This is a genomic window from Candidatus Binatia bacterium (assembly GCA_036563615.1).
Taxonomy (GTDB): Bacteria; Desulfobacterota; Binatia; order UBA12015; family UBA12015; genus DATCMB01.
Window position 1 is genome coordinate 144,941 of the sequence record DATCMB010000016.1, and the last position, 25,905, is coordinate 170,845.

General features: G+C 72.0%; 20 protein-coding genes. 10 read left to right on the forward strand and 10 right to left on the reverse strand.

From position 1 onward, the window contains the following. Position 1 precedes the first annotated feature (1 nt). The 5 genes from VIS07_13415 (at position 2) to VIS07_13435 (ending at position 5,641) form a co-directional block, all read left to right on the forward strand. The gene (locus tag VIS07_13415) at positions 2–1,030 is read left to right on the forward strand and encodes a 3-deoxy-7-phosphoheptulonate synthase (GenBank protein HEY8516504.1); all 1,029 of its coding nucleotides are present in this window, start codon (positions 2–4) and stop codon (positions 1,028–1,030) included. 46 nt (positions 1,031–1,076) lie between these two features. Then, on the forward strand, positions 1,077–1,892 hold the full coding sequence (locus VIS07_13420; GenBank protein HEY8516505.1) for an SDR family NAD(P)-dependent oxidoreductase: 816 nt from the start codon (positions 1,077–1,079) through the stop codon (positions 1,890–1,892). A 1,302-nt stretch (positions 1,893–3,194) separates the two neighbouring features. Next, positions 3,195–3,596: a VOC family protein gene (locus VIS07_13425; protein HEY8516506.1), complete on the forward strand. Its 402-nt coding sequence runs from the start codon at positions 3,195–3,197 to the stop codon at positions 3,594–3,596. Continuing rightward, a complete protein-coding gene (locus VIS07_13430; GenBank protein HEY8516507.1) occupies positions 3,593–4,501 on the forward strand; it encodes an alpha/beta hydrolase in 909 nt (302 codons plus the stop codon). The genes VIS07_13425 and VIS07_13430 overlap by 4 nt, the downstream gene beginning before the upstream one ends. Before the next feature lie 84 nt (positions 4,502–4,585). Next, positions 4,586–5,641 (forward strand): zinc-dependent alcohol dehydrogenase family protein, encoded by a 1,056-nt coding sequence (locus VIS07_13435; GenBank protein HEY8516508.1) that lies wholly within the window; start codon positions 4,586–4,588, stop codon positions 5,639–5,641. Positions 5,642–5,731: 90 nt separating this feature from the next. On the opposite strand, the gene VIS07_13440 is transcribed toward VIS07_13435, so the two are convergent. The 6 genes from VIS07_13440 to VIS07_13465 all read right to left on the reverse strand — a co-directional run bounded on the left by VIS07_13440 (position 5,732) and on the right by VIS07_13465 (position 15,137). After that, entirely contained in the window at positions 5,732–7,420 is a 1,689-nt protein-coding gene (locus VIS07_13440) for an SbmA/BacA-like family transporter (GenBank protein ID HEY8516509.1), read from the reverse strand. Beyond that, positions 7,417–10,287 carry a cation-translocating P-type ATPase gene (locus VIS07_13445; GenBank protein ID HEY8516510.1) on the reverse strand — a complete coding sequence of 957 codons (2,871 nt, stop codon included), beginning with the start codon at positions 10,285–10,287 and terminating at the stop codon, positions 7,417–7,419. Before VIS07_13445 ends, VIS07_13440 begins: the two co-directional genes overlap by 4 nt. Further along, positions 10,284–12,308 (reverse strand): ATP-dependent zinc metalloprotease FtsH, encoded by a 2,025-nt coding sequence (ftsH, locus tag VIS07_13450; GenBank protein ID HEY8516511.1) that lies wholly within the window; start codon positions 12,306–12,308, stop codon positions 10,284–10,286. The genes VIS07_13445 and ftsH overlap by 4 nt, the downstream gene beginning before the upstream one ends. A 187-nt stretch (positions 12,309–12,495) precedes the next feature. Next, on the reverse strand, positions 12,496–12,681 hold the full coding sequence (locus VIS07_13455) for a hypothetical protein (protein ID HEY8516512.1): 186 nt from the start codon (positions 12,679–12,681) through the stop codon (positions 12,496–12,498). A 51-nt stretch (positions 12,682–12,732) separates the two neighbouring features. Further along, positions 12,733–14,094, reverse strand: coding sequence for a sigma-54 dependent transcriptional regulator (locus VIS07_13460; protein HEY8516513.1), 1,362 nt, complete (start codon positions 14,092–14,094; stop codon positions 12,733–12,735). Then, the gene (locus VIS07_13465) at positions 14,091–15,137 is read right to left on the reverse strand and encodes an ATP-binding protein (GenBank protein HEY8516514.1); all 1,047 of its coding nucleotides are present in this window, start codon (positions 15,135–15,137) and stop codon (positions 14,091–14,093) included. The genes VIS07_13460 and VIS07_13465 overlap by 4 nt, the downstream gene beginning before the upstream one ends. A 288-nt stretch (positions 15,138–15,425) precedes the next feature. Between VIS07_13465 and VIS07_13470 the strand changes: the two genes are divergently transcribed. Both VIS07_13470 and VIS07_13475 read left to right on the forward strand, forming a co-directional pair. After that, positions 15,426–15,752 (forward strand): DUF2834 domain-containing protein, encoded by a 327-nt coding sequence (locus VIS07_13470; protein HEY8516515.1) that lies wholly within the window; start codon positions 15,426–15,428, stop codon positions 15,750–15,752. Positions 15,753–16,297: 545 nt separating this feature from the next. Further along, complete coding sequence (locus VIS07_13475) at positions 16,298–17,866, forward strand: hypothetical protein (GenBank protein ID HEY8516516.1); 1,569 nt, start codon at positions 16,298–16,300, stop codon at positions 17,864–17,866. Positions 17,867–17,983: 117 nt separating this feature from the next. Here VIS07_13475 and VIS07_13480 read toward each other — a convergent pair whose 3' ends face one another. From VIS07_13480 to VIS07_13490, 3 genes are read right to left on the reverse strand one after another with little or no spacing between them, the layout of a single operon-like run. Next, a complete protein-coding gene (locus tag VIS07_13480; protein HEY8516517.1) occupies positions 17,984–18,829 on the reverse strand; it encodes an LLM class F420-dependent oxidoreductase in 846 nt (281 codons plus the stop codon). A gap of 7 nt (positions 18,830–18,836) precedes the next feature. Next, positions 18,837–19,643 (reverse strand): cyclase family protein, encoded by an 807-nt coding sequence (locus tag VIS07_13485; GenBank protein ID HEY8516518.1) that lies wholly within the window; start codon positions 19,641–19,643, stop codon positions 18,837–18,839. Next, a complete protein-coding gene (locus tag VIS07_13490; protein ID HEY8516519.1) occupies positions 19,640–20,497 on the reverse strand; it encodes a crotonase/enoyl-CoA hydratase family protein in 858 nt (285 codons plus the stop codon). The genes VIS07_13485 and VIS07_13490 overlap by 4 nt, the downstream gene beginning before the upstream one ends. 157 nt (positions 20,498–20,654) lie before the next feature. Between VIS07_13490 and VIS07_13495 the strand changes: the two genes are divergently transcribed. From VIS07_13495 to VIS07_13505, 3 genes are all read left to right on the forward strand, one after another. Beyond that, complete coding sequence (locus VIS07_13495) at positions 20,655–21,587, forward strand: CoA ester lyase (GenBank protein HEY8516520.1); 933 nt, start codon at positions 20,655–20,657, stop codon at positions 21,585–21,587. Between the two features lie 34 nt (positions 21,588–21,621). Continuing rightward, on the forward strand, positions 21,622–23,895 hold the full coding sequence (locus VIS07_13500; GenBank protein HEY8516521.1) for a molybdopterin-dependent oxidoreductase: 2,274 nt from the start codon (positions 21,622–21,624) through the stop codon (positions 23,893–23,895). 383 nt (positions 23,896–24,278) lie between these two features. Next, complete coding sequence (locus VIS07_13505) at positions 24,279–24,527, forward strand: hypothetical protein (protein ID HEY8516522.1); 249 nt, start codon at positions 24,279–24,281, stop codon at positions 24,525–24,527. A 136-nt stretch (positions 24,528–24,663) separates the two neighbouring features. Here VIS07_13505 and VIS07_13510 read toward each other — a convergent pair whose 3' ends face one another. Beyond that, the gene (locus VIS07_13510) at positions 24,664–25,851 is read right to left on the reverse strand and encodes a GNAT family N-acetyltransferase (GenBank protein ID HEY8516523.1); all 1,188 of its coding nucleotides are present in this window, start codon (positions 25,849–25,851) and stop codon (positions 24,664–24,666) included. Positions 25,852–25,905: the final 54 nt, after the last annotated feature.

Consider the following 25,905-nt stretch of genomic DNA (forward strand, 5'->3'; position numbering starts at 1 on the left):
CGTGCCGACGCCGCTCACCGATCTGCACGTCCGCTCGACCGAGCCGCTGATCGCGCCGCGCGCGCTCAAGGAAGAGCTGCCGGCGAGCGAGGACGCGATGCGCACCGTCGCCGCCGGACGCGCCGCCGTGGAGGCGATCCTCGACGGCCGCGACCCGCGCATGCTCGCGATCGTCGGCCCGTGCTCGATCCACGATCCCGACGCGGCGCTCGACTACGCGCGCCGGCTCGCGAGCGTGCGCGCCGACGTCGCCGACCGCACCGAGATCGTGATGCGCGTCTACTTCGAGAAGCCGCGCACGACGGTCGGCTGGAAGGGTCTGATCAACGACCCGCACCTCGACGGCAGCTACGACATCGAGGCCGGGCTGCGCCTCGCGCGCCGTCTGCTGCGCGACATCGCCGAGCTCGGGCTGCCCGCGGCGACGGAGTTTCTCGACCCGATCGTCCCGCAGTACCTCGCCGACCTCGTGAGCTGGGCCGCGATCGGCGCGCGCACGACCGAGTCGCAGACGCACCGCGAGATGGCGAGCGGGCTGTCGATGCCGGTCGGCTTCAAGAACGGCACCGACGGCAGCCTCGAGGTCGCGCTCGACGCGATGCAGGCCGCGGGCACGTCGCACAGCTTCCTCGGCATCGACGAGAACGGCGTCACCGCCGTCGTGCGCACGTCGGGCAATCCGTACGGCCACCTCGTGCTGCGCGGCGGTCGCGCGCGCTCGAACTTCGATCCCGAGAGCATCGCGGGCGCGCTCGAGCAGCTCGACGCGCGCAAGCTCAGGCGCGCGCTGCTCGTCGACTGCAGCCACGCCAACTCGCGCAAGGTGCCGGCGCGGCAGGAGGACGTGTACCGCAGCGTCGTCGAGCAGCGGCGCGCGGGCACGCCGGGGCTGATCGGCGTCATGCTCGAGAGCAACCTCGAAGAGGGCAACCAGCCGTTCCCGCAGCCGCGCGCGGCGCTGCGCTACGGCGTGTCGATCACCGATCCCTGCCTCGGCTGGGCCGATACCGAGCGGCTGCTGCGCGCTTGACGCGCGCGGGTGGACGCGGGCGCGGCGTCGTGGGAAGACCTCCCGCATGACGCCCGACGCATCCTTTCCCGCGAGGTACGGACCGTACGCGCTCGTCGCCGGATCGGCGGTCGGGCTCGGCGCCGAGTACGCGCGTCAGCTCGCGGCGCGCGGCCTCGCCCTGGTGCTGATCGATCGCGACGGCGACGCGCTGCAGAAGACGGCGGAGGCGATCCGCGGCGCGCACGGCGTCGACGTGCGCACGCTGACGCTCGACCTCGCGCGTCCCGACATCGCCGATGAGGTGCAGGCCGGTGTCGCCGACGTCGAGATCGGGCTGCTGGTCTACAACGCGGCGATCGGCACCGTCGCGCCGTTCCTCGACAGCAGCCTCGCGCTCAGCGACGCGACGATCGACGTCAACTGCCGCGGCATGGTGCACCTCGTGCACGCGCTCGCACCCGCGATGGTCGCGCGTGGGCGCGGCGGCGTCGTGCTGATGTCGTCGATGTCGGGCAACGTCGGCTCGAGCCAGCTCGCGATCTACGCGGCGACCAAGGCGTTCGCGCTCGTCTTCGGCGACGCGCTGTGGAGCGAGCTGCGGCCGCACGGCGTCGACGTGCTGGTCGTGCAGCCTGGCTCGACACGCACACCCGGCTGGCTCTCGTCGCAGCCGAGGGAGGCCGAGCTCATGCCCGCGATGGACCCGGCGGACGTCGTGCGCGAGGCGCTCGATGCGCTCGGCGTCGAGCCCGTCGTCATCCCTGGCGAGACGAACCGTCAAGCCGCCGCCGCCATCGCCCAGCTGCCGCGGCGCCAGGCGATCGAGATGCTGAGCTCGATCACCGCGCAGCTCGTGCGCAACGACCGCCCGCGGCGTTGATCGCGCGGGGGTGGGAACCGCCGACGCGGCGTGGGTGCCGGTGGCGCGATGGGGGCAGGTTCGCGTCGGTGGAACCCGCCGACGGGACTGTGCTGCCGGTGGGCGCGGGGCGTGCAGGTTCGCACCGGTGGGGACCGCCGACGTGACTTCGGTGCCGGTGGGCGCGGAGCACGCGGCCCGGGCCCGGCGCCGCGCCTCGCCGTCGCGGGCTGCAGTGCTTCTCGCGTTCGTCGAGGACGGCTCGGCTGGGAGAGCGGCTCCGGTCCCGGGCCTCGCGCTCCGCTCGCTGCGGTGGCTCGGCTTTGGTGCCGGGCGGACGGTTGCCCGCCCGCGCCCCGCATGTGGGGGCCGCGCGCAGCGGTCGCGTGGCCGGGGCGATTGACGAGCACGTCGTCGTCGCCGTGCCTCGCGCGCGTGTCGTGCACGTGCTCGTCTAGATCGCCCCGCCCCCGCGCCCGCTACGCGCTGACGAGAGTGCAACGCTGGGACGACGGAGAGCTTTCCGATCGCGGAGAGCGGCTGTCGGCGATGACAGCACGACGGCAACGGTGGCGGCTCTACGCCCTCGTCACGCACGGCTTCGACTCGAGCCCGCGCCGGGGATGCGCGCCGATGCCCAGCGCTCGCTGCCCCTGGCGTCGAGTGCGTCATCATCCTCGGCGAGGTGAACGGCCAAGCCGCAGCCACGATCGCGCAGCTCACACCATCGAGCGACCGGGATGCTGAGCGCGATCACCGCCAAGCTCGTGCGCAGCGACCGCTCCCCGTACCTGAGTACGCGCGCACGCACGGTGTGCGCGACCCAGAAGCCGCTCCGTCGTCGCCGCGTCGCACGCACGTCAGCGCGCCGCGGGCGCGGGGACGGGGCGATCTAGACGAGCACGTGCACGCGCGTTCGCGCGAGGCACGACGTCCGTGACGTTGCTCGTCAATCGCCCCGGCCACGTGCCCGCGACGCGCGGCCACCGGCAGCGCGGCACGCGCGGGCAACCGTCCGGTCACCACCGACGCCGTGCCACCACGGCAAGCGGCGCGCACGGCCCGGGACCGGAGCCGCTCTCCGAGCCGAGCCGTCCACCGAGGCTCGCGAGAAGCGCCGCAGCCCGCACGGCGAGGCGCGGCTCCGGACCCGGGCCGCGCGCGCCGCGCCCACCGGCACAAAGTCACGTCGGCGGTTCCCACCGGTGCGAAGCTGCCCCACCGCGCCCACCGGCACCGAAGTCACGTCGGCGGTTCCCACCGCGTCGGGGCAGCGGCAGCGCGCCTTTGACTCGAGCCCGCGCCCGCGCCGACAATGCACCGATGCCCATCGATGTCGTCGGCCTCGATCACGTCGTCCTGCGGACGAAGAAGCTCGCCGAGGTGCTCGCGTTCTACCGCGACAAGCTCGGGCTGCCCGTCGAGCGCACCGTCGAGCAGATCGGCCTCTACCAGCTCCGCGCCGGCTCGGCGCTGGTCGACATCGTCGACGCCGACGTCTTCGGCGGCGCGCAGGCCGGGCCCGGCGAGTCGCTCTACGACCACTTCTGCCTCGCCGTGCGCGCCGAGAGCGCCGAGCAGCTCGCCGCCGCGCTCGACGCCGCCGGCATCGCGCACGGCGACGTCGCCCAGCGCTACGGCGCCAGCGGCTTCGGCAGCTCGTTCTACGTCGACGATCCCGACGGACGCACCGTCGAGCTCAAGATCGTCGGAGCGCCGGCGTGAGCCACGCGAGCTTCACGATCCACCACGCCGACCTCGGCGGCCTGCGCATCGCCTACGTGCGCGAGGGCGTCGGCGGGATCCCGCTCGTGCTGCTGCACGGCTACCCGGAGACGAAGCGCATCTGGTGGCGCAACATCGCACCGCTCGCCGACGCGGGCTTCGAGGTCATCGTCCCCGACCTGCGCGGCTTCGGCGACTCGGACCTCGCGCCCGACGACCGCTACGACGTCGTCGCGCACGTGCGCGACGTCTACGCGCTGGTGCACGACGTGCTGGGCCACGAGCGCTGCGTGACCGCGGCGGGCGATCTCGGCGGCGTCGTCGCGCAGGACATGGGGCTGCGCTTTCCGGGCTTCGTCGTGCGGCAGTGCCTGTTCAACACCGTGCTGCCGTTCCTCACCGCGGACTACCAGGCGGCGGGCCTCTCGGCCGAGCTCGACCGTCGCTCGCGGCCCGCGTCCGACTACTTCCTGCGTCAAGCAACGGACGCCGACGGGCTCGCGGCCGAGCTCGACACCCCGCGCCGACGACGGGCCTACATCGCGGACTTCTACGGCCACCGTTTCTGGGCGGCGCCCGGCACGTTCACGCCCGAGGACGTCGACTTCATGACCGAGCCGTTCGCCGACGGCGCGAAGCTGCGCGCGAGCTTCGCCAACTACGAGTACGCGACCGGCAACCGCCGCGCGCCGGAGCAGGTGCGTCTGTTCGAGAAGAACCCGATCCCGACGCTCGTGCTGTACGGACCCGAGGACCACGTCGTACCGCGCGACTTCGTCGACAAGGCGCGCGTCGCGTTCACCGAGTGCGTAGGGCCGTTCGTCGTCCCCGGCGCGGGCCACTTCCTGCAGTGGGAGCGCGCCGACGCGTTCAACCAGGCCGTCAAGTATTTTCTCCGTATCTGACCGGCCGCGCGTTGTTTCGCGTGCGCGACGAGCCTAGGCTCGACCGTTGACGGCCGCCGTCGCCGGCCGTCGGAGGAGCACACGATGAAGGCGCTGGTTTACCACGGGCCGGGCAAGAAGGCGTGGGAGGACGTCCCCGATCCGCGCATCGAGCAGCCGACCGACGCCATCGTGCGCATCGACACGACGACGATCTGCGGCACCGATCTGCACATCCTGAAGGGCGACGTGCCTGCCGTGCAGCCGGGACGCATCCTCGGCCACGAGGGTGTGGGCACGATCGTCGAGGTGGGCAGCGCGGTGACGACGCTCGCCAAGGGCGATCGCGTCATCGTGTCCTGCATCAAGTCCTGCGGCCGCTGCGCGTTCTGCAAGCAGGCGATGTACGCGCACTGCCTCGGCGACGAGGGCGCGCCCGGCGTCGGCTGGGTGCTCGGGCACCTGATCGACGGCACGCAGGCGGAGTACGTGCGCGTGCCCTACGCCGACAACTCGCTGTACCGGGTGCCCGAGGGCGTCCCGGACGAGCACGCCGTGCTGCTGAGCGACATCTTGCCGACCGGCTTCGAGATCGGCGTGCAGTACGGCGCGACCAAGCCGGGCGACGTCGTCGCCGTGATCGGCGCGGGGCCGATCGGCCTCGCCGTGATCGCGACCGCGGGGCTCTACGGCGCCGCGCGCATCATCGCGATCGATCTCGACGAGAAGCGCATCGAACAAGCAAAGAAATTCGGCGCGAGCGACGGGATCAGCTCCCGCGACCCGAACTGGCGCGACAAGGTCATGGCGATGACCGACGGCTTCGGCGTCGACGTCGCGGTGGAGGCGGTCGGCGTGCCCGAGACCTTCGACATGGCGACGGAGATCGTCCGCCCCGGCGGGCACGTCGCCAACGTCGGCGTGCACGGCAAGCCGGTTCTGCTGCGCCTGCAGGATCTCTGGATCCAGAACGTGACCATCACCACCGGGCTCGTGAACACCAACACGACCCCGATGCTGCGCAAGCTCATCGCCGAAGGTCGGCTCGAGGTCGGCAAGTTCATCACGCACCGCTTCGCGCTCGACGACATGCTCGCCGCCTACGACACGTTCTCGCGTGCCGCCGAGACGGGAGCGCTGAAGGTCGTGATCGCGCGCTGAGGACGCAAGCGAGCGGGCTGCGTCGCCGGGACCGCGGAGCACGGCGCGGCCCGCGTCGGCGGATCGCGTGGCTCGCCAGACCGCGCGCCGTCAGGACACGCGCGCCTGCGCCACCGGCTGCGTCCAGCTGCCGTCGAGCGCGATGACGATCGTCGCCGCCGCCTCAGGGCGCTCGATCTCGCCCTCGGCGAGCTCGACGCAGCCGATGCCGCGCTCGGCGAGCAGGTCGAGCACGCGGCGCGCGCGCTCGCTGCCGAACGCCTCCTCGACGTCAGCCAGCATCGCGTAGCGCACGCCGGCGAGCGCGATGCGGGCGATGCCGATCAGCCGCTGCTCGTCGACCGTGAGCACGTCGTCCCAGTCGCGCTCGACGTCGAGCCCGCCCACGCGTCGCACGGTGCCCTCGAGGCCGAGGCGCCGCAGCACGGACCAGAGCTCGTCCTCGGACACGTTCCTCGTCTCCGTCCCGAGCACCAGCTCGCGCAGCGTCCCCGGCGGCAGGTAGGGCCGCTCGGGGAGCATCAGCACGTCGTCGAGCGGCGGCCGCACGATGCGACCCTCGCCGCGTTCCCAGACGCCGGCGACGGCGCGCTGTAGCGCGGTCGCCGTGCCCGGCGTCGGCACGCGGACCAGGACGTGCGCGCGCGGCGGCAGCTCGAGCGTCAAGTCGCGCACCACCACGCGCCGGTCGTGCGACGAGCGCAGCGTGACGTTCTCGAACGCGAAGCGCCGCTCGTCCTCGACGATCTCGACGCCCGGGCTCGGACGCGTGGCGACGGAGTCGATGGCGTAGGTCAGGGCGCCGAGCCGCGCCACCACCGCCGCGTAGGACGAGAGCTGCGGGAACTGCGTCACCACCAGAGAGAAGGCGCCCATCAGGTGCGCGAACGCCATCGACGACTGCGAGATGACGCCGAACTCGACCTCGCCGCGGATGAACATCGGCGCGACGACCAGCACCGGGATGAGCTGGATGAAGTAGTTGTAGCCGGTCGTGAAGAAGCCGAGGTTGCGGTTGACGGCGATGATGCGCCGCATGTTCTGCACCAGCGCCTCGACGTCCTGTCGCAGACGTCCGCGCATGTGACGCTCGCGATGCGCCATCGCGAGGTGCTCGGCGTTCTCGCGCACGTGCACGAGCTCCGCGCGGAAGTTCGCCTCGCAGTCGGCCTGCGCGTAGTTGAGCCGCACCAGCGGACGACCGAAGCCGATCGTCAGCACCGAGCCGAGCGCCGCGTAGCCGACCGCGACCAGGAACAGCGTCCCGCTGATCGACCACAGCACGCCCGAGAACGCGGCGATGGTGATCAAGCCGTTGGTGAAGATCAGCGCGAGCGACAGCGTGTTGGTCGTGAACGAGCGCACGTCGTCGGCGATCCGCTGGTCGGGATTGGTCAGCGTGCCGGAGACGTTCAGGTCGTAGTAGACGTGATCGCGCAGGTAGCGGTCGACGAGCTGCTCCGTCAGCCACTCGCGCCACAGGAGCCCGAGCCGCTCCTCGGTGAATCGGTAGAGCACCGCGACCACCGTCAAGAGCACGAAGAAGCCGGCGTAGATCAGCGCCTGACGGACGAACGCGCGCTGGTCCTGCTGCTCGATCGCGGTCATGAAGTCGCGGCCGACGTAGCTGTTGACCACGTTGAGCCCGTTGATCGTCAAGAGAAAAACGAACAGCAGGATCGCCATCGCGGCAGCGCGGCCGCGGATCTCGCTGTGCGCGAGCGCGCGGGACAGCGCCCGCAGGCTGCGCAACGCCTCCCGTGTGGTGCCGCGCGTCACGCCGCAGCGTCAGCGTTACGCGCGCGCAGCATCACGCGCTTCACCAGCTTGGTGATCTCGCGCAGCCACAGCACCACGCTGCCGACCGCGATGCAGGCGATCCAGTCGCCCACCGTGAGCGGCACGGTCGAGAACGCCTCCTGCAGGAACGGCACGTAGATGACCGCGACCTGCAGCGCCGCCGACATCAGGATCGCGCCCCACAGCCAGCGGTTGCGGAACAGCCCGACGAAGGTGCTCTGCACGTCGGAGCGCACGCTGAGCACGGCGAACAGCGACGCGAAGACGAGCGTGTTGAACGCCATCGTCTGCGCGTAGCGCAGGTCGCCCGAGCCCTCGATGAATCCGCCGGGCAGGCAGGCGTCGATCATGCCGAGCGTCGTCACGGCGAACACCACGCCCACGAACAGGATGCTGCGCCACATCGCCGGCGTGATGACGCTCTCGTCGCGCGGCCGCGGCGGCTCGCGCATGATGTCCGGATCGGCCGGATCGATGCCGAGCGCCAGCGCGGGCGCGCCGTCGGTCACGAGGTTGATCCACAGGAGCTGGGTCGCGAGCAGCGGCAGCACGACGCCTTCGTGCGCCGCGAGCCCGAGCGCGTCGCCGAACAGCACGCCGAGGAACATCGTCAGCACCTCGCCGATGTTGGTGCCGAGCAGGTAGCGCAGGAACTTGCGGATGTTGGCGAAGATCGCGCGCCCTTCCTCGACCGCCGCGACGATGGTCGCGAAGTTGTCGTCGGCGAGCACCATGTCGGCCGCCTGCTTCGACACGTCGGTGCCGGTGATGCCCATCGCGACGCCGATGTCCGCGGTCTTGAGCGCCGGCGCGTCGTTGACCCCGTCGCCGGTCATCGCGACGATCGCGCCGCCGCGCTGCAGCGCCTCGACGATGCGCAGCTTGTGCTCCGGATTGACGCGCGCGTAGACCGACACCTCGGCCACGGTGCGGTCGAGCTCCTCGTCGGACGCCTTCTCGAGCTCGGCGCCCGTCACCGCACGCGCCGTGTCCGCGATGCCGAGCTGCTGCGCGATCACCGCGGCCGTGCGCGGGTGGTCGCCGGTGATCATCATCGGACGGATGCCGGCCGAGCGCGCACGCGCGACCGCTTCGCCCGCTTCGCTGCGCGGCGGATCGATCATGCCGATCAGGCCGAGGAAGACGAGCTCGCGCTCGACCTCGTCGTTCGGATCGTCGTTCGCGAGCGCGTTCTCGGGCAGCGTGCGCATCGCGACGCCGAGCGTGCGCAGCGCCTCGCCCGCGAGCTCGTCGTTCGCCCGCCCGATCTCGGCGCGACGCTCGTCGGTGAGCGGCCGCGTCTCCTCGCCGACCAGCTCGTGCGTGCAGCGCGCGAGCAGCACGTCGGGCGCGCCCTTGGTGAAGACGCGCAGCCGCCCGGCGCGCTCGGCGTCGGTGTGGATCGTGCTCATGAGCTTGCGCTCGGACGAGAACGGCACCTCGCCGACGCGCTCGAAGCGCGCGTCCAGCGTCTCCTCGGTGAGACCCGCCTTGTGCGCGGCGACGATCAGCGCGCCCTCGGTGGGATCGCCGTGCACGACCCAGCGTCCGCCGCGCTTCTGCAGCACCGCGTTGTTGGCGCGGTCGGCGGCGGCGAGCGCGCGGATCAGCTCGGCGCGCAGCGCGCCCTCGATCGCGGAACCGTTCTCGGCGGTCACCTCGCCTTCCGGCGCGTAGCCGGTGCCGCCGAAGCGGACGCGGCCGCTCGCGGTCACGACCACGCGCACCGTCATCTCGTTCTTGGTCAGCGTGCCGGTCTTGTCGGACGCGATGACGTTCGCCGAGCCGAGCGTCTCGACCGCGGCGAGGTGTCGGACGATCGCGCGGCGCCGGGCCATGCGCTGCACGCCGAGCGACAGCACCGCCGTGACCACCGCCGGCAGCCCCTCCGGCACGGCGGCGACGGCGAGCGCCACGCCCATGACGAACACGTCGACGAGCGCCGCCACGCCGTCCACGTCCTCGACCATCAGCACGGTCGCGATCAGCACGATCGCGATCAGCACGACGATGCCGCCGAGCAGCTTGCCGGTGCGATCGAGCTCCTTCTGCAGCGGCGTCGCGTCGTCCGTCGCGGCGCGCAGCAGCCCGGCGATGCGGCCCATCTCGGTCTGCATCCCGGTCGCGACCACCACCGCGCGACCGCGGCCGTAGGTCGCGGCGGTGCCGCTGAACACCATGTTGTGGCGGTCGCCGATGCCGACCTCGTCCTCGATCGGCAGGTCGTCCTTCTCGACCGGCAAGCTCTCGCCGGTCAGCGCCGCCTCGGAGGTCTGCAGCGCGGTCGCCTGCACGACGCGCGCGTCGGCGGGGATGGTGTCGCCTTCCTCGATCAGGATGACGTCGCCGGGGACGATCTCCGTCGCGGGCACGCTGCGTCGCTCGCCGTCGCGCACGACGTGCGCTTGCGCCGCCGCCATCTGGCGCAGCGCCGCGAGCGCGTGCTCGGCGCGCGCCTCCTGCACGTAGCCGAGGATCGCGTTGAGCAGCACGACGGCGAAGATCGCGATCGCCTCGTAAGGCGCCGCGGCGTCGCGCTCGTAGAACCAGATCGCGGCCGAGATCAGCGTCGCGATCAGCAGCAGGATGACGAGCACGTCCTGGAACTGCGCGAGGAACTTGCGCCACGCGGGCACGCGCTCCTCGCCGGCGAGCTCGTTGCGGCCGAAGCGCTCGAGGCGCGCGCGCGCTTCGCTCGCCGTCAAGCCATTGCGCAGATCGGTGCCGAGCGCCGCGACGACCTCGTCGACGGTGGCGCGGTACGCGGGTCGCTCGAGACCCGCCGGCGCGCCTGCGACGCTCGGATCCGTCGGACGTCGCGCGGCCGTGGTGCCAGCCCTGCTCAACCCGCCGACTTCCTTGCGACCGCGTCGGCGGGCGGCTCGTCGACGAGCGGCACGATGCCGGTCTCGAGCTGCGGCGCCGGCGGCAAGCCGGTCACCTCGTGGATCTCCTTCTCGTCGAGCGTCTCGCGCTCGAGCAGCGCCGCCGCGAGGGCGTCGAGCGCCTTGCGGTGCTTGGTCAAGAGCTGGCGCGCCTCCTCGTGGCACTCGCTGATGATCCTGCGCACCTCGGCGTCGATGAGCTTCGCGGTCTCCTCGCTGAACGGCTTGCTCAGACCGAATCCGGCCTGCGTCCCGAGATACGGGTTCTCGCGCGGGCCGAGCTGCACGAGGCCGAGACGCTCGCTCATTCCCCAGCGCGTCACCATGCGACGCGCGAGATCGGTCGCCTGCTCGATGTCGCTCTCGGCGCCGGTCGTCTTCGTGCCGTACACGATCTCCTCCGCGGCGCGACCGCCGAGCATGCCGATGATGCGCGCGCGCAGGTACGCCTCCGGGTAGTTGTAGCGATCGCTGTCGGGGCGCTGGTAGGTGACGCCGAGCGCGAGCCCGCGCGGCACGATGCTCACGCGGTGCACCGGGTCGGCGCCCGGCACGACGAGCCCGAGGATCGCGTGTCCGCCCTCGTGGTAGGCGATGCGCTCCTTGTCGGCGCGGCTCAGGAGCAGCGGACGCTCCGGTCCGAGGACGATCTTCTCGAGCGCGTCGAAGAAGTCCTGCTGACGCACCTCGGTCTGGTCACGGCGCGCGGCGAGCAGCGCCGCCTCGTTCACCAGGTTCTTCAGGTCCGCGCCGGAGAAGCCCGGCGTCGCGCCCGCGATCTCGGCGAGGCTCAGGTCCTTCGCGAGCGGCACCTTGCGCGTGTGGACCTTGAGGATCGCCTCGCGGCCGTTCTTGTCCGGCAGGTTCACCACGACGCGGCGGTCGAAGCGTCCCGGACGCAGCAGCGCCTTGTCGAGCACCTCGGGCTGGTTGGTCGCGGCGAGCACGATGATCCCCTCGCGGCTCGAGAAGCCGTCCATCTCGGTGAGGATCTGGTTGAGCGTCTGCTCCTGCTCGGTCGAGCCGCCGAGCGCGACCTGACCGCGCGCGCGACCGATCGCGTCGAGCTCGTCGATGAAGATGATCGCCGGCGCGTGCTCGCGCGCCTGCTTGAACAGGTCGCGCACGCGCGCCGCGCCGACGCCGACGATCATCTCGACGAACTCCGCGGCGCTCATCGAGAAGAACGGCACGCCCGCCTCGCCCGCGACGGCCTTCGCGAGCAGCGTCTTGCCGGTGCCCGGCGCCCCGACCAGCAGGATGCCCTTCGGGGCGGTGCCGCCGAGCCGCGTGTACTTCGGCGGGTCACGCAAAAAATCGACGATTTCGACGAGCTCGTTCTCCGCCTCGTCGATGCCGGCGACGTCGTCGAAGGTGACCTTGGTGTCCTGCTCCTGGTCGTAGCGGCGCGCGCGGCTCTTGCCCATGCCCATCAAGCCGCCGATGCCGCCCTGCGACGCGCGGCGGAAGATCCAGATGTAGAAGCCGATGAACAGCAGCGCGGGACCGAAGCCGTAGAGCAGCGTCGCGAGCGGTCCGACGCCGCTGTCGATCGGCTCGGCGCTGATCTCGACCTGGTGCGCGACGAGGAAGCGCTCGAGGTCGGTGTCGACGAAGGACGGCAACGTCGTGGTGAAGGTCGTGCCGGTGCGCGGCGGGCCGGGGTCGGCGAGGCCGTCGCCTCCGCGGCGCGTCGCGGCGCGTGGGGTGCTGCTCTCGCTCGCGCGCTCGCGCGTCTCGCCGGGCTGCTCGGCCTTCGCCGCGCTCTCGGGCGGCGGGTAGGTGACGGGGCTCTTGAAGCGTCCGGTGATGGTCTCGCCGCGGCCGAAGATCGCCTCGACGTTGCCGGCGTCGACCTGCTCGCGGAAGAACGTGTACGGCACCGACAGCGGCGCTTCCGGACCCGGCATCAGGAAGCGCACGAGCAGGTAGTTCGCGAGCAGCACGACGAGGAACCACACCCAGGTCGAGCGCTTCGGCATGGGGGGCTGCTTCTGTCCGCTGGTGCCGGAATTGGTTCCAGGTCGTGCGGGGCCGCCCTTCGCCGGCGCCGAGCCGCTACGCTGCCACAGGGGTTTCATCGCGCTCCTCTCGAAGTCGAGCGTACCGTAGCCCGCTCGGCACCGGTATCTCGCCCGCCCGTGCGCGCCTCGCGCGACGTGCGCGGGCTCACGAGCGCGTCCCCGCGCGCCGCTCGTCGACGCGCCGCCGCGCCGTCAGGTGCCGGTTTGGCGCCGCGACGGCCTCGTCGACGCGGTCCTCGGTCCGCGGGCTCTGCGCGCCACCGCGGGGCGACCGGAGGTTCGTCGGGTCGTGCGCGAGGAGCGTCGGCGCGTCGTGTGGGATGCGGGGCATGGCCAGTTCTCCTTCGCCGCGGCTGCGCGGCGTGTCGAGCCGGCCTGCAGTCTACTCCAAGCCGAGGCGCTTCATCATCCGGTAGAGCGTCGTGCGCTCGATGCCAAGCGCGCGCGCCGCCTCGACGCGCGAGCCGTGCGCGGCCTCGAGCGCGGCGCGGATGCGCGCCGCGGCCGCGCGATCGAGGCACTCCTGCAGCGTGCCCTCGTTCGCCGCCTCTGCGCTCGCCGCAGCGGACGGCACCGCGAGCGTCTGCTCGAGCAGCAGGTCCTCGGGCTGGATCACGTCGCCGCGCGCCAGCACCACCGCGCGCTCGATGACGTTCTCGAGCTCGCGCACGTTGCCCGGCCACGGGTGCTCGAGGATCGCGCGCTCGGCTTCCGGTGACAGCACGAGACGCCTTCCGCCGCCCGCCGCGTGTCGCGCGAGGAAGTGGCTCGCGATCGGCAGGATGTCCTCGCGACGCTCGCGCAGCGGCGCGAGCTGCATCGGGATCACGTTCAAGCGAAAGAACAGGTCGTCGCGGAAGCGTCCCGCCTGCACCTCGTCGCGCAGCACGCGGTTCGTCGCCGCGACGACGCGCACGTCGATGCGGCGCGGCTGCGTGCCGCCGACGCGCAGCACCTCGCCCTCCTGCAGCACGCGCAGCAGCTTCGCCTGGAAGTCGAGGCTGACCTCGCCGATCTCGTCGAGGAAGAGCGTGCCGCCCTGCGCGCGCTCGAAGCAGCCCGCGCGCGCGCTCGCCGCGCCGGTGAAGGCACCCTTCTCGTGACCGAAGAGCTCGCTCTCGAGCACGCCCTCCGCGAACGCCTTGCAGTTGACCGCGACGAACGGCTGCCCGACGCGGTCGCTCCAGAAGTGCAGCAGCCGCGCGACCAGCTCCTTGCCGGTGCCGCTCTCGCCCTGGATCAGCACCGTCGCCTTGCTCGGCGCGACGCGACGCACGAGCTCGAGCAGCTCCTTGCTGCGCGCGCTCTCGGCGACCATCGCGTCGGGCGCGTAGCGGCTCGCGACCTCCTGACGCAGGTAGCGGTTCTCGCGCTCGAGCCGCGTGAGCTCGAGCGCGCGTCCGACGAGCGCGCGCAGCTCGTCGTTGTCGAACGGCTTGGTGATGTAGTCGAAGGCGCCCTCGCGCATCGCCGCCACCGCCGACGGCACGCTGCCGTGCGCGGTGATCAGGATGACCGGCAGCGCGGGACGCTTCTCGTGCAGACGGCGCAGCAGCTCGATGCCGTCCATGCCCGGCATCCGCCAGTCGGTGACGACGACGTCGGCGCCGCGCGTCTCGACCGCGGCGAGCGCGGCCTCGCCGGTCGTGCAGGTCTCGCACTCCCAGCCCGCGCGCGCGAGCGCCATGGCGACCACCTGCGCCATGCGCTCCTCGTCGTCGACGACGAGGATGCGTGCCTTCACGCCGACCTCGCGAGCGCTGCGGGCGCTACCGTTGCCAAGGGCAAGGAGATGCAGAAGCGCGCACCGCCGCCCGGACGCTCGCCGACCTCGATGCGCCCCTGGTGCGCCTCGACGATCTGGCGCGCGACCGCGAGCCCGAGCCCGGTGCCTTTGTCGCGCGTGGTGAAGAACGGCTCGAACACGCGCGCGCGCAGATCTTCGGGGATGCCGGGTCCCGAGTCGGCGACGCCGATCTCGACGACGCCGTCCGTGGCGCGCGCCTCGAGCGCCACCTCGCCGCCGCGCGGCACCGCCTCGACGGCGTTCGCGAGCAGCCCGAGCAGCACCTGCACGACCAGGTCCGAGTCGGCGCGCACCGGCGGCAACGCGCCGTCCTCGCGGCGCACGACGCGGATCTCCTTCGCCTCGAGGTCCGGACGCGCGAGCAGCAGCGCCTGATCGAAGAGCTTCGACACCTCGACCGGACGCGGCGCGAGGCGCAGCGGGCGCGCGAAGCCGAGCAGCGACGACACGACGCTGCCGAGCCGGTCGATCTCGGCGCTGATGAACGAGCACGCGCGCTGTCGCTCGACGTCGTCCGCGGGCACGCTCTCGGCAAGACCCTGCGCCGCCGAGCGGATGACGCCGAGCGCGTTGCGCACCTCGTGCGCGATCGCCGCTGCGAGCTGTCCGAGCGCCACGAGCTTCTCGCTCTGCGCGAGCCGCGCGCGCGTCGTCGCGACGGTCTCCATCTGCTGCGCGATGATCGCCGCTGCCTTCCGATCGCGGCGTCGCGCCTCGAGGACGAGCCCGAAGGTGAAGCCGAACGCGGCGAAGGTCACGCCGTACACGCCGAGCACGAGCAGCGTCACGTCGCTGCCGTTCATCTCGAAGTGGATGCCGAGCGCGAGCGTGCCGATCAGGTCGACGAGCCCGATCGCCGCCCCGACCGCGAGCCCGAGCCAGCGCTCGCGGATCCGGAAGGTGCGCGGCTCGTCGACCGCGATTCCGCTCGCGTGCGCGATCGCCGTCTCGTGGTCCGCAGCTTCGCCGTCGGTGGTCATCGTTCGTCCGTCGGAGCAGCAACTCCGCTGCCAGTGCAGGGCGCTGGTCGATTGTCTCGCACGGCGCCGCAGCAGCAACAATCGCTCGGAGCCGGCGCACCAGGAAGCGGCCGTGCCGTTGCAGAGCCGCAACGCCGGTGGCCGCGGCGCAACGCGATCCGTCGCTCGCCGCGCGCCGGCCGCACCTCCTGCTCGACACGCCGTGCACGGTCGGCGCGGCACGCCGCTTGGACGAGCAGCCGCGCGCCGGGCGATGGCCGCCCGGCACGATCACGAAAGGAGGCTCCCATGAGCTGGAAGAAGGTGCTGCTCGCCGTCGTTCTCGCAGATTTTTCTTTCTTGACCGCGTACGCCGTCTGGCAGGTCGGCTACGTCGGCTTCTTCGCCGAGGTGACGTCGACCTGGTCCGGTATCACCTGCGCCGTCGACCTGGTGATCGCGCTCGGCCTGATCGCCACCTGGATGGTGCGCGACGCCCGCCAGCACGGCATCTCGCCGCTGCCCTACCTCGTCCTGACCGCCACGCTCGGCAGCGTCGGCCCCCTCCTCTACCTTCTCCGCCGCCCCGAACCCGCTACGGAGCCCAGCGCGCGCCTCGTCGTGCAGGCAAGCTGACCGCGCGCAAAGCCGCGACGCGTGGCGCGCGCCCGCGTCGCGGCACTTTCACCGCGGCGCCGGTCTCCGCGGACACCATTCGCCGTCGCCCGAGCGTCGCCCCCCTACGTGAGCGCGCAGCGGGCGCGGGGACGGGGCGATCTCGACGAGCACGTGCACGACAACCGCGCGAGGCACGCCGAGCGTGACGTGCTCGTCATCGCCCCGGCCACGCGACCGCTGCGCGCGGCCACCTCCAAGAAGGCACGTGCGGGCAACCGTCCGGTCCCCACCAACGCCGCGCCCACCGGCACAGAAGCCGCAGCGTCGGTCACACCCACGGCTCCGCCCCCACCGGCAGAGAACCGCGGCGTCGATCCCGACCGAGCCGCGCCGCGAAGCCCCTTCCTCGCGCCCCCGCGATGCAGTAGCGTCGCGACCAACACGTTCGCCGCGGAGCCGCTCACGCGGGCAAAGGCGCCCTCCCTTCTCGATCCAGCCTTGCGCGCGATTGCTCGACCACCGTCGTAGGCGCTCCCGGCGGATCCCAAGAGGGAGGGTACGGCATGAGACGCGACGCATGCGGCGTGGCGGTGAGGTTTCTTGCGATGGTCTTCGGCGGCGCCGTGCTGGCGCTGCTGCTCGGCGCGGGCGAGGTCAGCGCGCGCTGCGGTGATCTACCGGGCGACGACGCGGCGGTGGCGGCGACCCGCGCCGCGATCGAGGCGAGCTGTGGTTGCCCGACGACGGCCGGCAGCCGATCGACCTACCTCCGCTGCGCGCGCGAGGTGGTCAAGGCCAACGTCGCGCAGGGCACGCTGCCCACGAGCTGTCGCTCGAGCGTCATGCGCTGCGTGAACAAGTCGTCGTGCGGACGTCCCGGCGCGGTGTCGTGCTGCCGCACGAACCGTCAAGGCAAGACGACGTGCACGATCGTCGGCAACGCCTCGCGCTGCAAGGCGCCGAGCGGCGGCAGCGCGTGCGTCGGGCAGTACGCGAGCTGCTGCGACGCGTGCACCGCGACCGGCTGCGCCCCGACGCCCACACCCGTGCCGACGCCAACGCCGACGCCGCAACCGACGCAGTCGCCGACGCCGCGTCCGATCCCGACGCTGCCGCCGCTGCCCGCGCTCTGCCGGCCGCTGATCGGCCTGCCGGAGCTGCTCAAGGTGCCGTTCACGGTGGTCGAGGGCTCGCCGAGCTGCGGCGGCGCCGCGTTCGATCCACCCGCATCTCCGCCCTTCAGCGGCCAGGTGCGCGACGGCTCGAACGCCAAGATCGCGGACCTCGGCGAGGGCTGCCTCTACACGGGTGGGCTCGCGCCGATCCTGATCCCGGCCGGCAGCACCGCGATGCTCGCGGTGAAGGGCGTCGGCGTGCTCGACGTCAAGCTCGGCGGCAGCAGCGGCAGCGGTCCGCTCGATTGCACGAAGGGCGCGGGACCCGGCGCGCACTGCCTGAACGGCGCCCCGGGCACCGACGGCGCGGGCGCCTGCACCTCCGACGCGCACTGCGGCGGCGCCCCCGGCACGTGCAACTACGACGCGAACTGCTTCTTCGGTCCGCCGATCCCGCTCACCTCGTTCGGCGCGTGGGTGGTCAACGCCTTCCAGACCGATCTCTGCGGCGAGGTCGATCTGCTGACGACGCGGGCGACGTTCGCGACCACGATCTCGGCGCGCGTGTACTTGACGGGGAATCTCACCGAGCCCTGCCCGGTGTGCGTGAACGGCCAGTGCAGCGCGGGCGCCAACGCCGGCGGCGCGTGCACGCCGGTCGGCGCCGCGGGCACGAGCCCGGACTGCCCGCCCGCCGACGCGACCTTCTTCGGCGCGCTCACGGTGCCGATCACGCAGCTCGGCACCGGCACGTCGACGATCACGGCCGACGCCGAAGGAACCTTCTGTGAAGGTCAGACGGCGCCCGGCGCGCTCGGCCTGCCGGACGCGCGCGTCGTGACCGAGAGCGGCGCGGGCTTCGGCTCGTCGGGAAGCCTGCTCGGCATGCGCCTCGCGGGCACCTTCTGCATCCCGGCGACGGGGACCTTGCTCGACGTGCTCGCGGGCTTGCCCGCGGTCGGCGCGGTGAGCCAGCGGGGCGCGCTCGATCTCACGCAGCTCCTGGGCTTGCCGTGAGCTGAAGCGCGAGCGGATGCGCGGGGGCGGCTCACGCGTGCCGCCCTCGCGCCGCGCTCCGAAGACGCGAGACCCTTGCAACGCGCGCGATCTGGGCGTGCGCGACCCGAGCGTGCGCTACAGGACCCGCGCCGCGAACGCCTCGAGCGCGTCCATCGCCTCGCGCGCGCGCCGCCAGGGCAGCGACACCAGGCGGTCGACGCCGGCGTCCGCGAAGCGCGCGATCACGTCGCGGTCGAGCGAGTCGGCGCTCGGGCCGACGGTGATCTCGAAGGGCAGCGCGCTGCGCCCCGCTTCCTCGCGCAGCGCGCGCAGACGCCCGACCACCGCCGCCGCGCTCTCCGGCGTGTGCCGCACGCCGTACCAGCCATCGCCGATCTGCGCCGCGCGGCGCAGCGCCGCCTCGCTCTCGCCGCCGAGCAGCAGCGGCGGGTGCGGCTTCTGCACCGGCTTGGGCTCGAACTTGACGGGCCCGAACGACCACGTGCGCCCGTGGAACTCGGGCTCGTCCTCGCTCCACAGGCAGCGCAGCGCCGCGACGCACTCGCGCGTCAGCGCGCCGCGGCGCGCGAAGTCGACGCCGACCGCGCGGAACTCCTCCTCGAGCCAGCCGACGCCGATGCCGAGGCTCAGCCGTCCGCCCGAGAGCACGTCGAGCGTCGTGCCGAGGCGCGCGACGTGCAGCGGGTGACGCAGCGCCGGCAAGTACACGTTCGTCCCGAGGCGGATGCGCGAGGTCACCGCCGCGACCTGCGCGAGCACCAGCAACGGGTCGAGCAGCGGCGTCGACGGCTGGATCGGCGGCACGCCGTCTGCGGTGTACGGATAGCGGCTCGCAAAGCGCGTCGGGAAGACCAGGTGCTCCGCGACCCACACCGACTCGAAGCCGAGCTCCTCGGCGCGCTTCGCGACCGGCACCAGCTGCTCCGGACGCAGCATGAAGAGCGGGATGCCGATCTTCACCGTCATCTCACGGCAGCAGGGCGACGATGCGCAGCGGCGCGCCCGAGCCGCCGCCGATCTTCATCGGCAGCGCGATGATCGTGGCGCCGCTCTCCGGCAGGCGGTCGAGGTTGGCGACGTTTTCGAACGCGGGCTTGTTGGCGCCGTTGATCACCTGGTGAACGATGAAGTCCTTCGACGGGCCGTGGTCGATGCTCGCGGTGTCGACGCCGATCGCGTCGATCGTCCGCTGCGTGACGAGCCACTCCGCGGCCTCGCGCGAGAAGCCGGGGAAGTGGAGGTTCTCGACGTCGCCCGGCTCCGCGGTACCGAGGTAGCGCAGCTTGTCCGGCCAGTAGCGGTTCCAGCCGCTGCGCATCAGCACGATCGCGCCGTCGGGGATGCGGCCGTACTTCGCCTCCCAGCGCTGCAGGTCCTCGACGGTGAGACGGTAGTCGCGGTCCTGCTTCGCCTGCTCGGTGACGTCGACCACCACCGCCGCTCCGATCAGCGCCTGCAGCGGCACGGCGTCGGCGGTGAGCTTGCCCTCCGCGAAGTGGATCGGCGCGTCCATGTGCGTGCCGCCGTGCTCCGCGGTGCAGAAGCGGTTCGCCGAGTAGAAGTAGCCTTGCGGCGTGAAGCCGTGCGGGCCTTGCTCGAGCTCGAAGCCCTTCTCGGTCGGCCAGTAGATGGTCTCGTCGTCGAAGGTGTGGGTCAGGTCGACGAGCTTCGACTCGTCGAGAACGGGCGGCGCTGCGCTCACGTTGGCCGCCGTCGCGCACAGCGCCAGCGCCGCCACGAGCCAGGTCGCACGTCGGATGCGTCGGGTCTTCATTCGCTCCACCACGGATAGAACGGCGGCATGTCGGTGCTCGGCTTCATGCTGAAGCGCGGCGGACGCTTCTCGAGGAACGACGACACGCCCTCGTACGCGTCCGGCGAGCGGCCCATGTAGAAGATGCACTTCGAGTCGATGCGGTGCGCTTCGAGCGGGCTCGCGGCGCCGAGCATGCGCCACATCAGCTGGCGCGCGAGCGCCACCGACACCGCCGACGTGTTCTCCGCGATCTCGCGCGCGAGCTCCTGCGCCGCGGGCAGCACCTGATCGGCCGGCAGGACGCGGCTCACGAGACGCGCCTCCTTCGCCTCCGCGGCGTCGAATACGCGACCCGTGTAGACCCACTCCGCGGCGCGCTCGATGCCGACCAGACGCGGCAGGAACCAGCTGCTCGCGGCCTCGGGGACGATCCCGCGACGCGCGAAGACGAAGCCGATCTTGGCGCCCTCGGCGGCGATGCGGATGTCCATGGGCAGCGTCATCGTGATCCCGACGCCGACCGCTGCACCGTTGATCGCCGCGATCACGGGCTTCTTCAGCGAGTACACCTTGAGCGACACGAGGCCGCCGCCGTCGCGGTGCGTGTCGATCGTGTCCTGGTAGCCCTTGGCGTTGGCGTCGAAGGTGTCGCCGCCGCTGCTCAGGTCGGCGCCGGCGCAGAACGCGCGTCCCGCGCCGGTGACGACGACCGCGCGGACGTCGTCGTCCTTGTCGGCCGCATCGAGCGCCTCGATCAGCTCACGGCACATGCGCGCCGTGAACGCGTTCATGCGCTCGGGTCGGTGCAGCGTGATGGTCGCTATGCGGGCATCGACCGCGTAGCGGATCTCCTCCCAGCCGTCGTTGCTCATCCTCTCTCCTCGGAAGAACCTCCGCCGGGAACCGGCGGCGGCGTCGCACCGACAGTGTTCCAGGCGGTCCGCACGCGCAAGGGCGCGGGGCCTCTCGCACCCCGCGCTCGCGTCTTGCCTGCATACGTTCGCCGCGATAGCGACAGGCGAAAGGCCGATGAGCCCGTCCCGCGAAACCAAGCCAGGAACGCCGCGTCTGCGACGCTCGCTGCTGTTCGTCCCCGGCGACGACCGGCACAAGATGGAGAAGTCGCTCAGCGCCGGCGCGGACTCGCTGATCTTCGACCTCGAGGACGCCGTCGTCCCGGCGCACAAGGCGGCCGCGCGCGAGATGGTGCGCGACGCGCTGAAGGAGCTCGACTTCCGCGGCGCCGAGAAGCTCGTGCGCATCAACCCGCTCGAGACCGGTCTCACGCTCGACGACCTGACGGTCACGATGGCGGGCCACCCCGACGGCTACGTCATCCCGAAGGTGCGCAGCGAGGACGACGTCCGCTTCATCGACCGCGCGCTCGCCAACTTCGAGGCGCTGGTCGGCCGCGAGCAGGGCTCCGTCCGCCTCGTGCTGCTCGCGACCGAGACGCCGGAGGGCATCCTCAACATCCGCCGCGTCGCGCAGGCGAGCCTGCGCTCGACGGCGATGATGTGGGCGAGCGAGGACCTGTCGAACGCGCTCGGCTCGCGCCGCTCGCGCAAGCCGGACGGCTCGCTGCCCGACGTCTTCCAGTTCGCGCGCTCCGCTTGCCTCCTCGCCGCCGCGGCGGCCGGCATGGACCCGCTCGACATGCCGTACTTCGACTTCCACGACGCCGAGGGGCTCGAGCGCGAGGCGCAGGAAGCGGCGGATCTCGGCTTCACCGGCAAGGCCGCGATCCACCCGGCGCAGGTCCCGATCATCAATCGCGTTTTCGTGCCGAGCGAGGAGGAGGTCGCGGAGGCCAACGCGCTCCTCGCGGCAGCGACCGAGGCGTTTGCGCGCGGCCAGGCGGCGTTCGTCTACAAGGGCGCCATGGTCGACGCGCCGCACATCAACCGCGCGCGAAAGATCGTCGCGCGCGCCGCCGCCGCGCAGGGCCACGCGGCGAGCTGAGCGGCCGAGAAACGCCGGCCGCGCGGAGGAAACGATGCAGCAAGCACCCGCGACGGCGACGCATCTGCACACCTGCCCCCTCTGCGAGGCGAACTGCAACCTCGCGATCACGACGCGCGGACGCGAGGTGGTCGCGGTCCGCGGCGACGACGAGGACCCGTTCAGCCGCGGCTACATCTGTCCGAAGGCGCCCGCGCTCGCGCAGCTCCACGCCGACCCCGACCGTCTCCGCACGCCGCTCATCCGCCGCGGCAACGACTGGCACGAGGCCACCTGGGACGAAGCGTTCGCCGAGATCGACCGGCGTCTGAACGCCATCCTCGAGAAGCACGGGCGCAACGCGGTCGCGATCTATCTCGGCAACCCGTCGGCGCACCACCTCGGGATGGGGCTCTACGGGCGCGTGCTGATCCGCGCGCTCGGGACGCGCAACGTCTTCACGGCGAGCACCGTCGACCAGATGCCGAAGCAGATCTCGGCCGGCCTGATGTTCGGCAGCGCGCTCAGCGTCCCGGTCCCGGACGTCGACCGCACGGACTACCTGCTGATCCTCGGCGCGAACCCGCTGGTGTCGAACGGCAGCCTGATGACCGCGCCCGACATGAAGGGACGCCTGCGCGCGCTGCGCGCGCGCGGCGGACGCTGCGTGGTGATCGATCCGCGTCGTACGCGCACCGCGCAGGAGGCCGACGAGCACCACTTCATCCGCCCGGGAACGGACGCGCTGCTGCTGTTCGCGATGGTGCACGTGCTGTTCGAGGAGAACCTCGCGCGTCCGGGCGCGCTCGAGCCGCTCGTCGTGGGCATCGAGCGCGTCGAGGAGCTCGCGCGCGCGTTCTCGCCCGAGCGCGTCGCACCGGCGTGCGGCATCGACGCCGCGACCATCCGCCGTCTCGCGCGCGAGCTCGCGTCGGCCAAGACGGCCGCCGTCTACGCGCGCATCGGCACCTGCACGCAGGAGTTCGGCACGCTCACGAGCTGGCTCGTCGACGTGCTCAACGTCCTGACCGGCAACCTCGACCGTCCTGGCGGCGCGATGTTCCCCAAGGGAGCGGCCGGCGCGGCGAACACGCTCGGCGAGCCGGGGCGCGGCAAGGGGATCCGCCTCGGGCGCTGGAAGAGCCGCGTGCGCGGCATCCCGGAGGTGCTGGGCGAGATTCCCGTCGTCTGCCTCGCCGAGGAGATCGAGACGCCGGGCGAGGGTCAGGTCCGCGGGCTCATCACGATCGCCGGCAACCCCGCGCTCAGCACGCCGAACGGCGCTCGCCTCTCGCGCGCGCTCGCGACGCTCGACTTCATGGTGAGCGTCGACATCTACCTCAACGAGACCACGCGGCACGCGCACGTGATCCTGCCGGGTCCGTCGCCGCTCGAGCAGGGGCACTTCCCGCTCGCCTTCACGCAGCTCTCGGTGCGCAACTTCGCGCGCTACTCGCGTCCGGTGTTCGACATGCCCGACGGGCAGATGCCCGAGTGGCGCATCCTGCTGCGGCTCGCCGGCATCGTCTCCGGACAGGGATCGAACGCGGACGTCGACGCGCTCGACGACTTCGTCTTCGAGCAGCAGCTCGAGAAGGCGCTCGGCCCGCACTCGCCCGCGCACGGTCGCGACGCGGACACGGTGCGCCGCGCGCTCGCGCATCGTCGCGGCCCCGAGCGCATGCTCGACCTGATGCTGCGCACGGGTCCGTACGGCGACGGCTTCGGCGCGCGCGCTGGCTTGACGCTCGACCAGCTCGAGGCGAGCGGCCGCGCGGCGGACCTCGGCGCGCTGACGCCGCGCCTGCCGGATCTGCTGCGCACGCCGTCGGGCAAGATCGAGCTCGCGCCCGAGCCGCTGGTCGCCGACGTCGCGCGGCTGGAGTCGCGTCTCGACGAGATCGCGCGCCGCGACGGCGAGAGCCTGCTGCTCGTCGGGCGGCGCGACCTGCGCTCGAACAACTCGTGGATGCACAACGTGCCGAGCCTCGTCTCGGGCAAGGAGCGCTGCACGCTGCACCTCCACCCGGTGGACGCGCGCCGGCTCGGCCTCGCCGACGGCGAGCTGGTGCTCCTGAGCTCGCGCGCCGGCAGCGTCGAGGTCCCGGTCGAGGTGACCGAGAACGTCATGCCGGGCGTGGTCAGCCTGCCGCACGGCTGGGGTCACGACGAGGAGGGCGTGCGGCTGCGCGTCGCGCGCTCGGTCGCCGGCGCGAACAGCAACCGACTCGCGGAGGAGGACCGCTTCGACCCGCTGTCGGGCAACGCGGTGCTGAACGGCATCGAGGTGCGGGTCGAGCGCGCGCAGCGCGCGGGCGCCGCGGCCTGATCGCCGCGGCGTGACCCTCGCGACATAGCCTTCGCGACATCGCCCTCGCTCGACGACGGCGGCGCCGGCGCTCGCCCGGCCCGCGCGCGCGTCGCTACCGCGCTTTGACGTCGCGCCGCGTGCGCCGTTGCCGATCGGCAACAGGATCGCCCATCCGCCGCATCATAGACCGCGATGGGCAGTGGAGAGCGCGCCACGCCTGACGGCACCGCGCTTGCACAATGCCCGCCCCATCTCGGACATGCGGACGATTTCGCGGCACCCGCGGGGTCGTTCCGAGCCAAACGCAGGGGCGCTGTCGCGGAATCCACCGCAAGCGCTCGGAGTGGTACCCGCACCGGGTGGCCGCAGGGCCCGGGTGGGAAATGGAAGGAGTCGGAACAATGTTGAGCTCGGTCGTACCCACCCTGACGTCGGCGGCGATCCCGGATCAGTCCGTGACGCTGACCCTCAGCCCCTTCTGGGTATCGTCGCTCTTCCTCACCGCGCTCGTGCTCGCGTGCGGCGCGCTGTGGTTCCTCGCCAACATGTACCGCGAGTCGCATCGCCGGACGGCGCCCGCTGCGCCCATGCGCGTCGCCTTCCCGCGTCCGTCCGCGCACGACGTGCGGGGTACCGGCCAGACCGTCTGAGTCGGTCGCAAGGCCGTGCACATAGGTCCGCGGCGGACCGCGCCTCGCGCCAGCGTCAAGTCCTCGAGCTCGTGACGCCGCGCGAGGCGCGCTCTGCCCGGCCACGATCGCGCGGCGCGCTCGAGATGCTCGACGCTCAGCTCTCGCCGTCCGTTGCTTGACGTTTGAGCTGGCTCTGCTCGAGCATCGCGCGCCGCACGCGATCGATCTCGCGACGCTCCGCCTGGACGAAGCGTTGCACCGCGGCGGCGAGCCGCGGATCGCGCAGCCAGTGCATGCTGCGCGTCGGCTCCGGGTCGAATCCCCGCAGCCACTTGAACTCGCCGCCCGCGCCCGGCTCGAAGCGCTCCATCCCGTGCGCGATGCAGTGCTCGATGGTCGCGTAGTAACATACGTTGAAGTGCAGGAAGCGCAGCTCCTCGTGCGTTCCCCAGTAGCGGCCGTAGAGCGCCCCGCCCTTCTGCACGTTGAACGTCCCCGCGACGAGCTCACCACCCCGCCGCGCCGTGATGAAGCACAGGTTGTGGCGAAAGCGCTGCGGGAGCATCTCGAAGAACCGCCGCGTCAAGTACCTGCGACCGTAGACGTACTTGTCGACGGTCGTCAGATAGAGCTCGTACATCCGAGGGAAGAGCGCGTCCGGGATCTCGTCGCCAACGTGCGCGACGATCTCGATCCCCTGCTCGGCGAGCTCGCGCCGCTCGCGCTTCACCTCCTTGCGCCGCTTGTGGCGTAGCGCCGCGAGGTAGTCGTCGAAGGTCGCGTAGCCGCGGTTGCGCCACTTGTACTGGAACCCGACCCGCTCGGCGAAGCCGAGCTCGCGCAGCACCTCCGCCTCGTCCTCGGTGCAGAAGTTGACGTGCACCGAGGAGACCTCGTTCTCCTCGCACAGGTCGCGCAGCGCTTGACCGAGCATGCGGACGACGGCGCGGCGGTCGAGGTGCGGCGCGACCAGGAAGCGGCGTCCCTCGACCGGCGTGAACGGCACGCCGACCAGCATCTTCGGGTAGTACTCGATCCCCGCGCCGTAGGCGGCGTTCGCCCACGCGTAGTCGAAGACGAACTCTCCCTCGCTGTTGGTCTTGAGGTAGAGCGGGCAGGCCGCGACCAGGCGATCGTCCTCGAACAGCGCGAGGTGCTGCGGGCTCCAGCCGGTGCGTCCGCCGACGCAGCGCGCTTCCTCGAGCGTCGCGAGCCAGCCCCACTCGAGGAACGGCGACTCGCCGGCCGCGAGCGCGTCCCACTCCTCGCGGCGAACGTCGTTGGCGAGCTGGGTGAGGATGCGCAGCGTGAAGATCTTCGGTTCTTCGCCGGGCGACGCCACCTGCTCATCCTCGCCCGCGTACCGCGCGGCGGCAAGCGCGCGCGGAGGCGTCGA

Excerpts from the sequence above, each read along its gene's own strand:
- VIS07_13455 (HEY8516512.1), bottom strand. The coding sequence starts at position 12,681 with ATGCCCCGCATCCCACACGACGCGCCGACGCTCCTCGCGCACGACCCG.
- VIS07_13465 (HEY8516514.1), bottom strand. The coding sequence starts at position 15,137 with ATGACCACCGACGGCGAAGCTGCGGACCACGAGACGGCGATCGCGCAC.
- VIS07_13495 (HEY8516520.1), top strand. The coding sequence starts at position 20,655 with ATGAGCCCGTCCCGCGAAACCAAGCCAGGAACGCCGCGTCTGCGACGC.
- VIS07_13425 (HEY8516506.1), top strand. The coding sequence starts at position 3,195 with ATGCCCATCGATGTCGTCGGCCTCGATCACGTCGTCCTGCGGACGAAG.
- VIS07_13470 (HEY8516515.1), top strand. The coding sequence starts at position 15,426 with ATGAGCTGGAAGAAGGTGCTGCTCGCCGTCGTTCTCGCAGATTTTTCT.
- VIS07_13490 (HEY8516519.1), bottom strand. The coding sequence starts at position 20,497 with ATGAGCAACGACGGCTGGGAGGAGATCCGCTACGCGGTCGATGCCCGC.
- VIS07_13435 (HEY8516508.1), top strand. The coding sequence starts at position 4,586 with ATGAAGGCGCTGGTTTACCACGGGCCGGGCAAGAAGGCGTGGGAGGAC.
- VIS07_13500 (HEY8516521.1), top strand. The coding sequence starts at position 21,622 with ATGCAGCAAGCACCCGCGACGGCGACGCATCTGCACACCTGCCCCCTC.
- ftsH (HEY8516511.1), bottom strand. The coding sequence starts at position 12,308 with ATGCCGAAGCGCTCGACCTGGGTGTGGTTCCTCGTCGTGCTGCTCGCG.
- VIS07_13420 (HEY8516505.1), top strand. The coding sequence starts at position 1,077 with ATGACGCCCGACGCATCCTTTCCCGCGAGGTACGGACCGTACGCGCTC.
- VIS07_13505 (HEY8516522.1), top strand. The coding sequence starts at position 24,279 with ATGTTGAGCTCGGTCGTACCCACCCTGACGTCGGCGGCGATCCCGGAT.
- VIS07_13475 (HEY8516516.1), top strand. The coding sequence starts at position 16,298 with ATGAGACGCGACGCATGCGGCGTGGCGGTGAGGTTTCTTGCGATGGTC.
- VIS07_13485 (HEY8516518.1), bottom strand. The coding sequence starts at position 19,643 with ATGAAGACCCGACGCATCCGACGTGCGACCTGGCTCGTGGCGGCGCTG.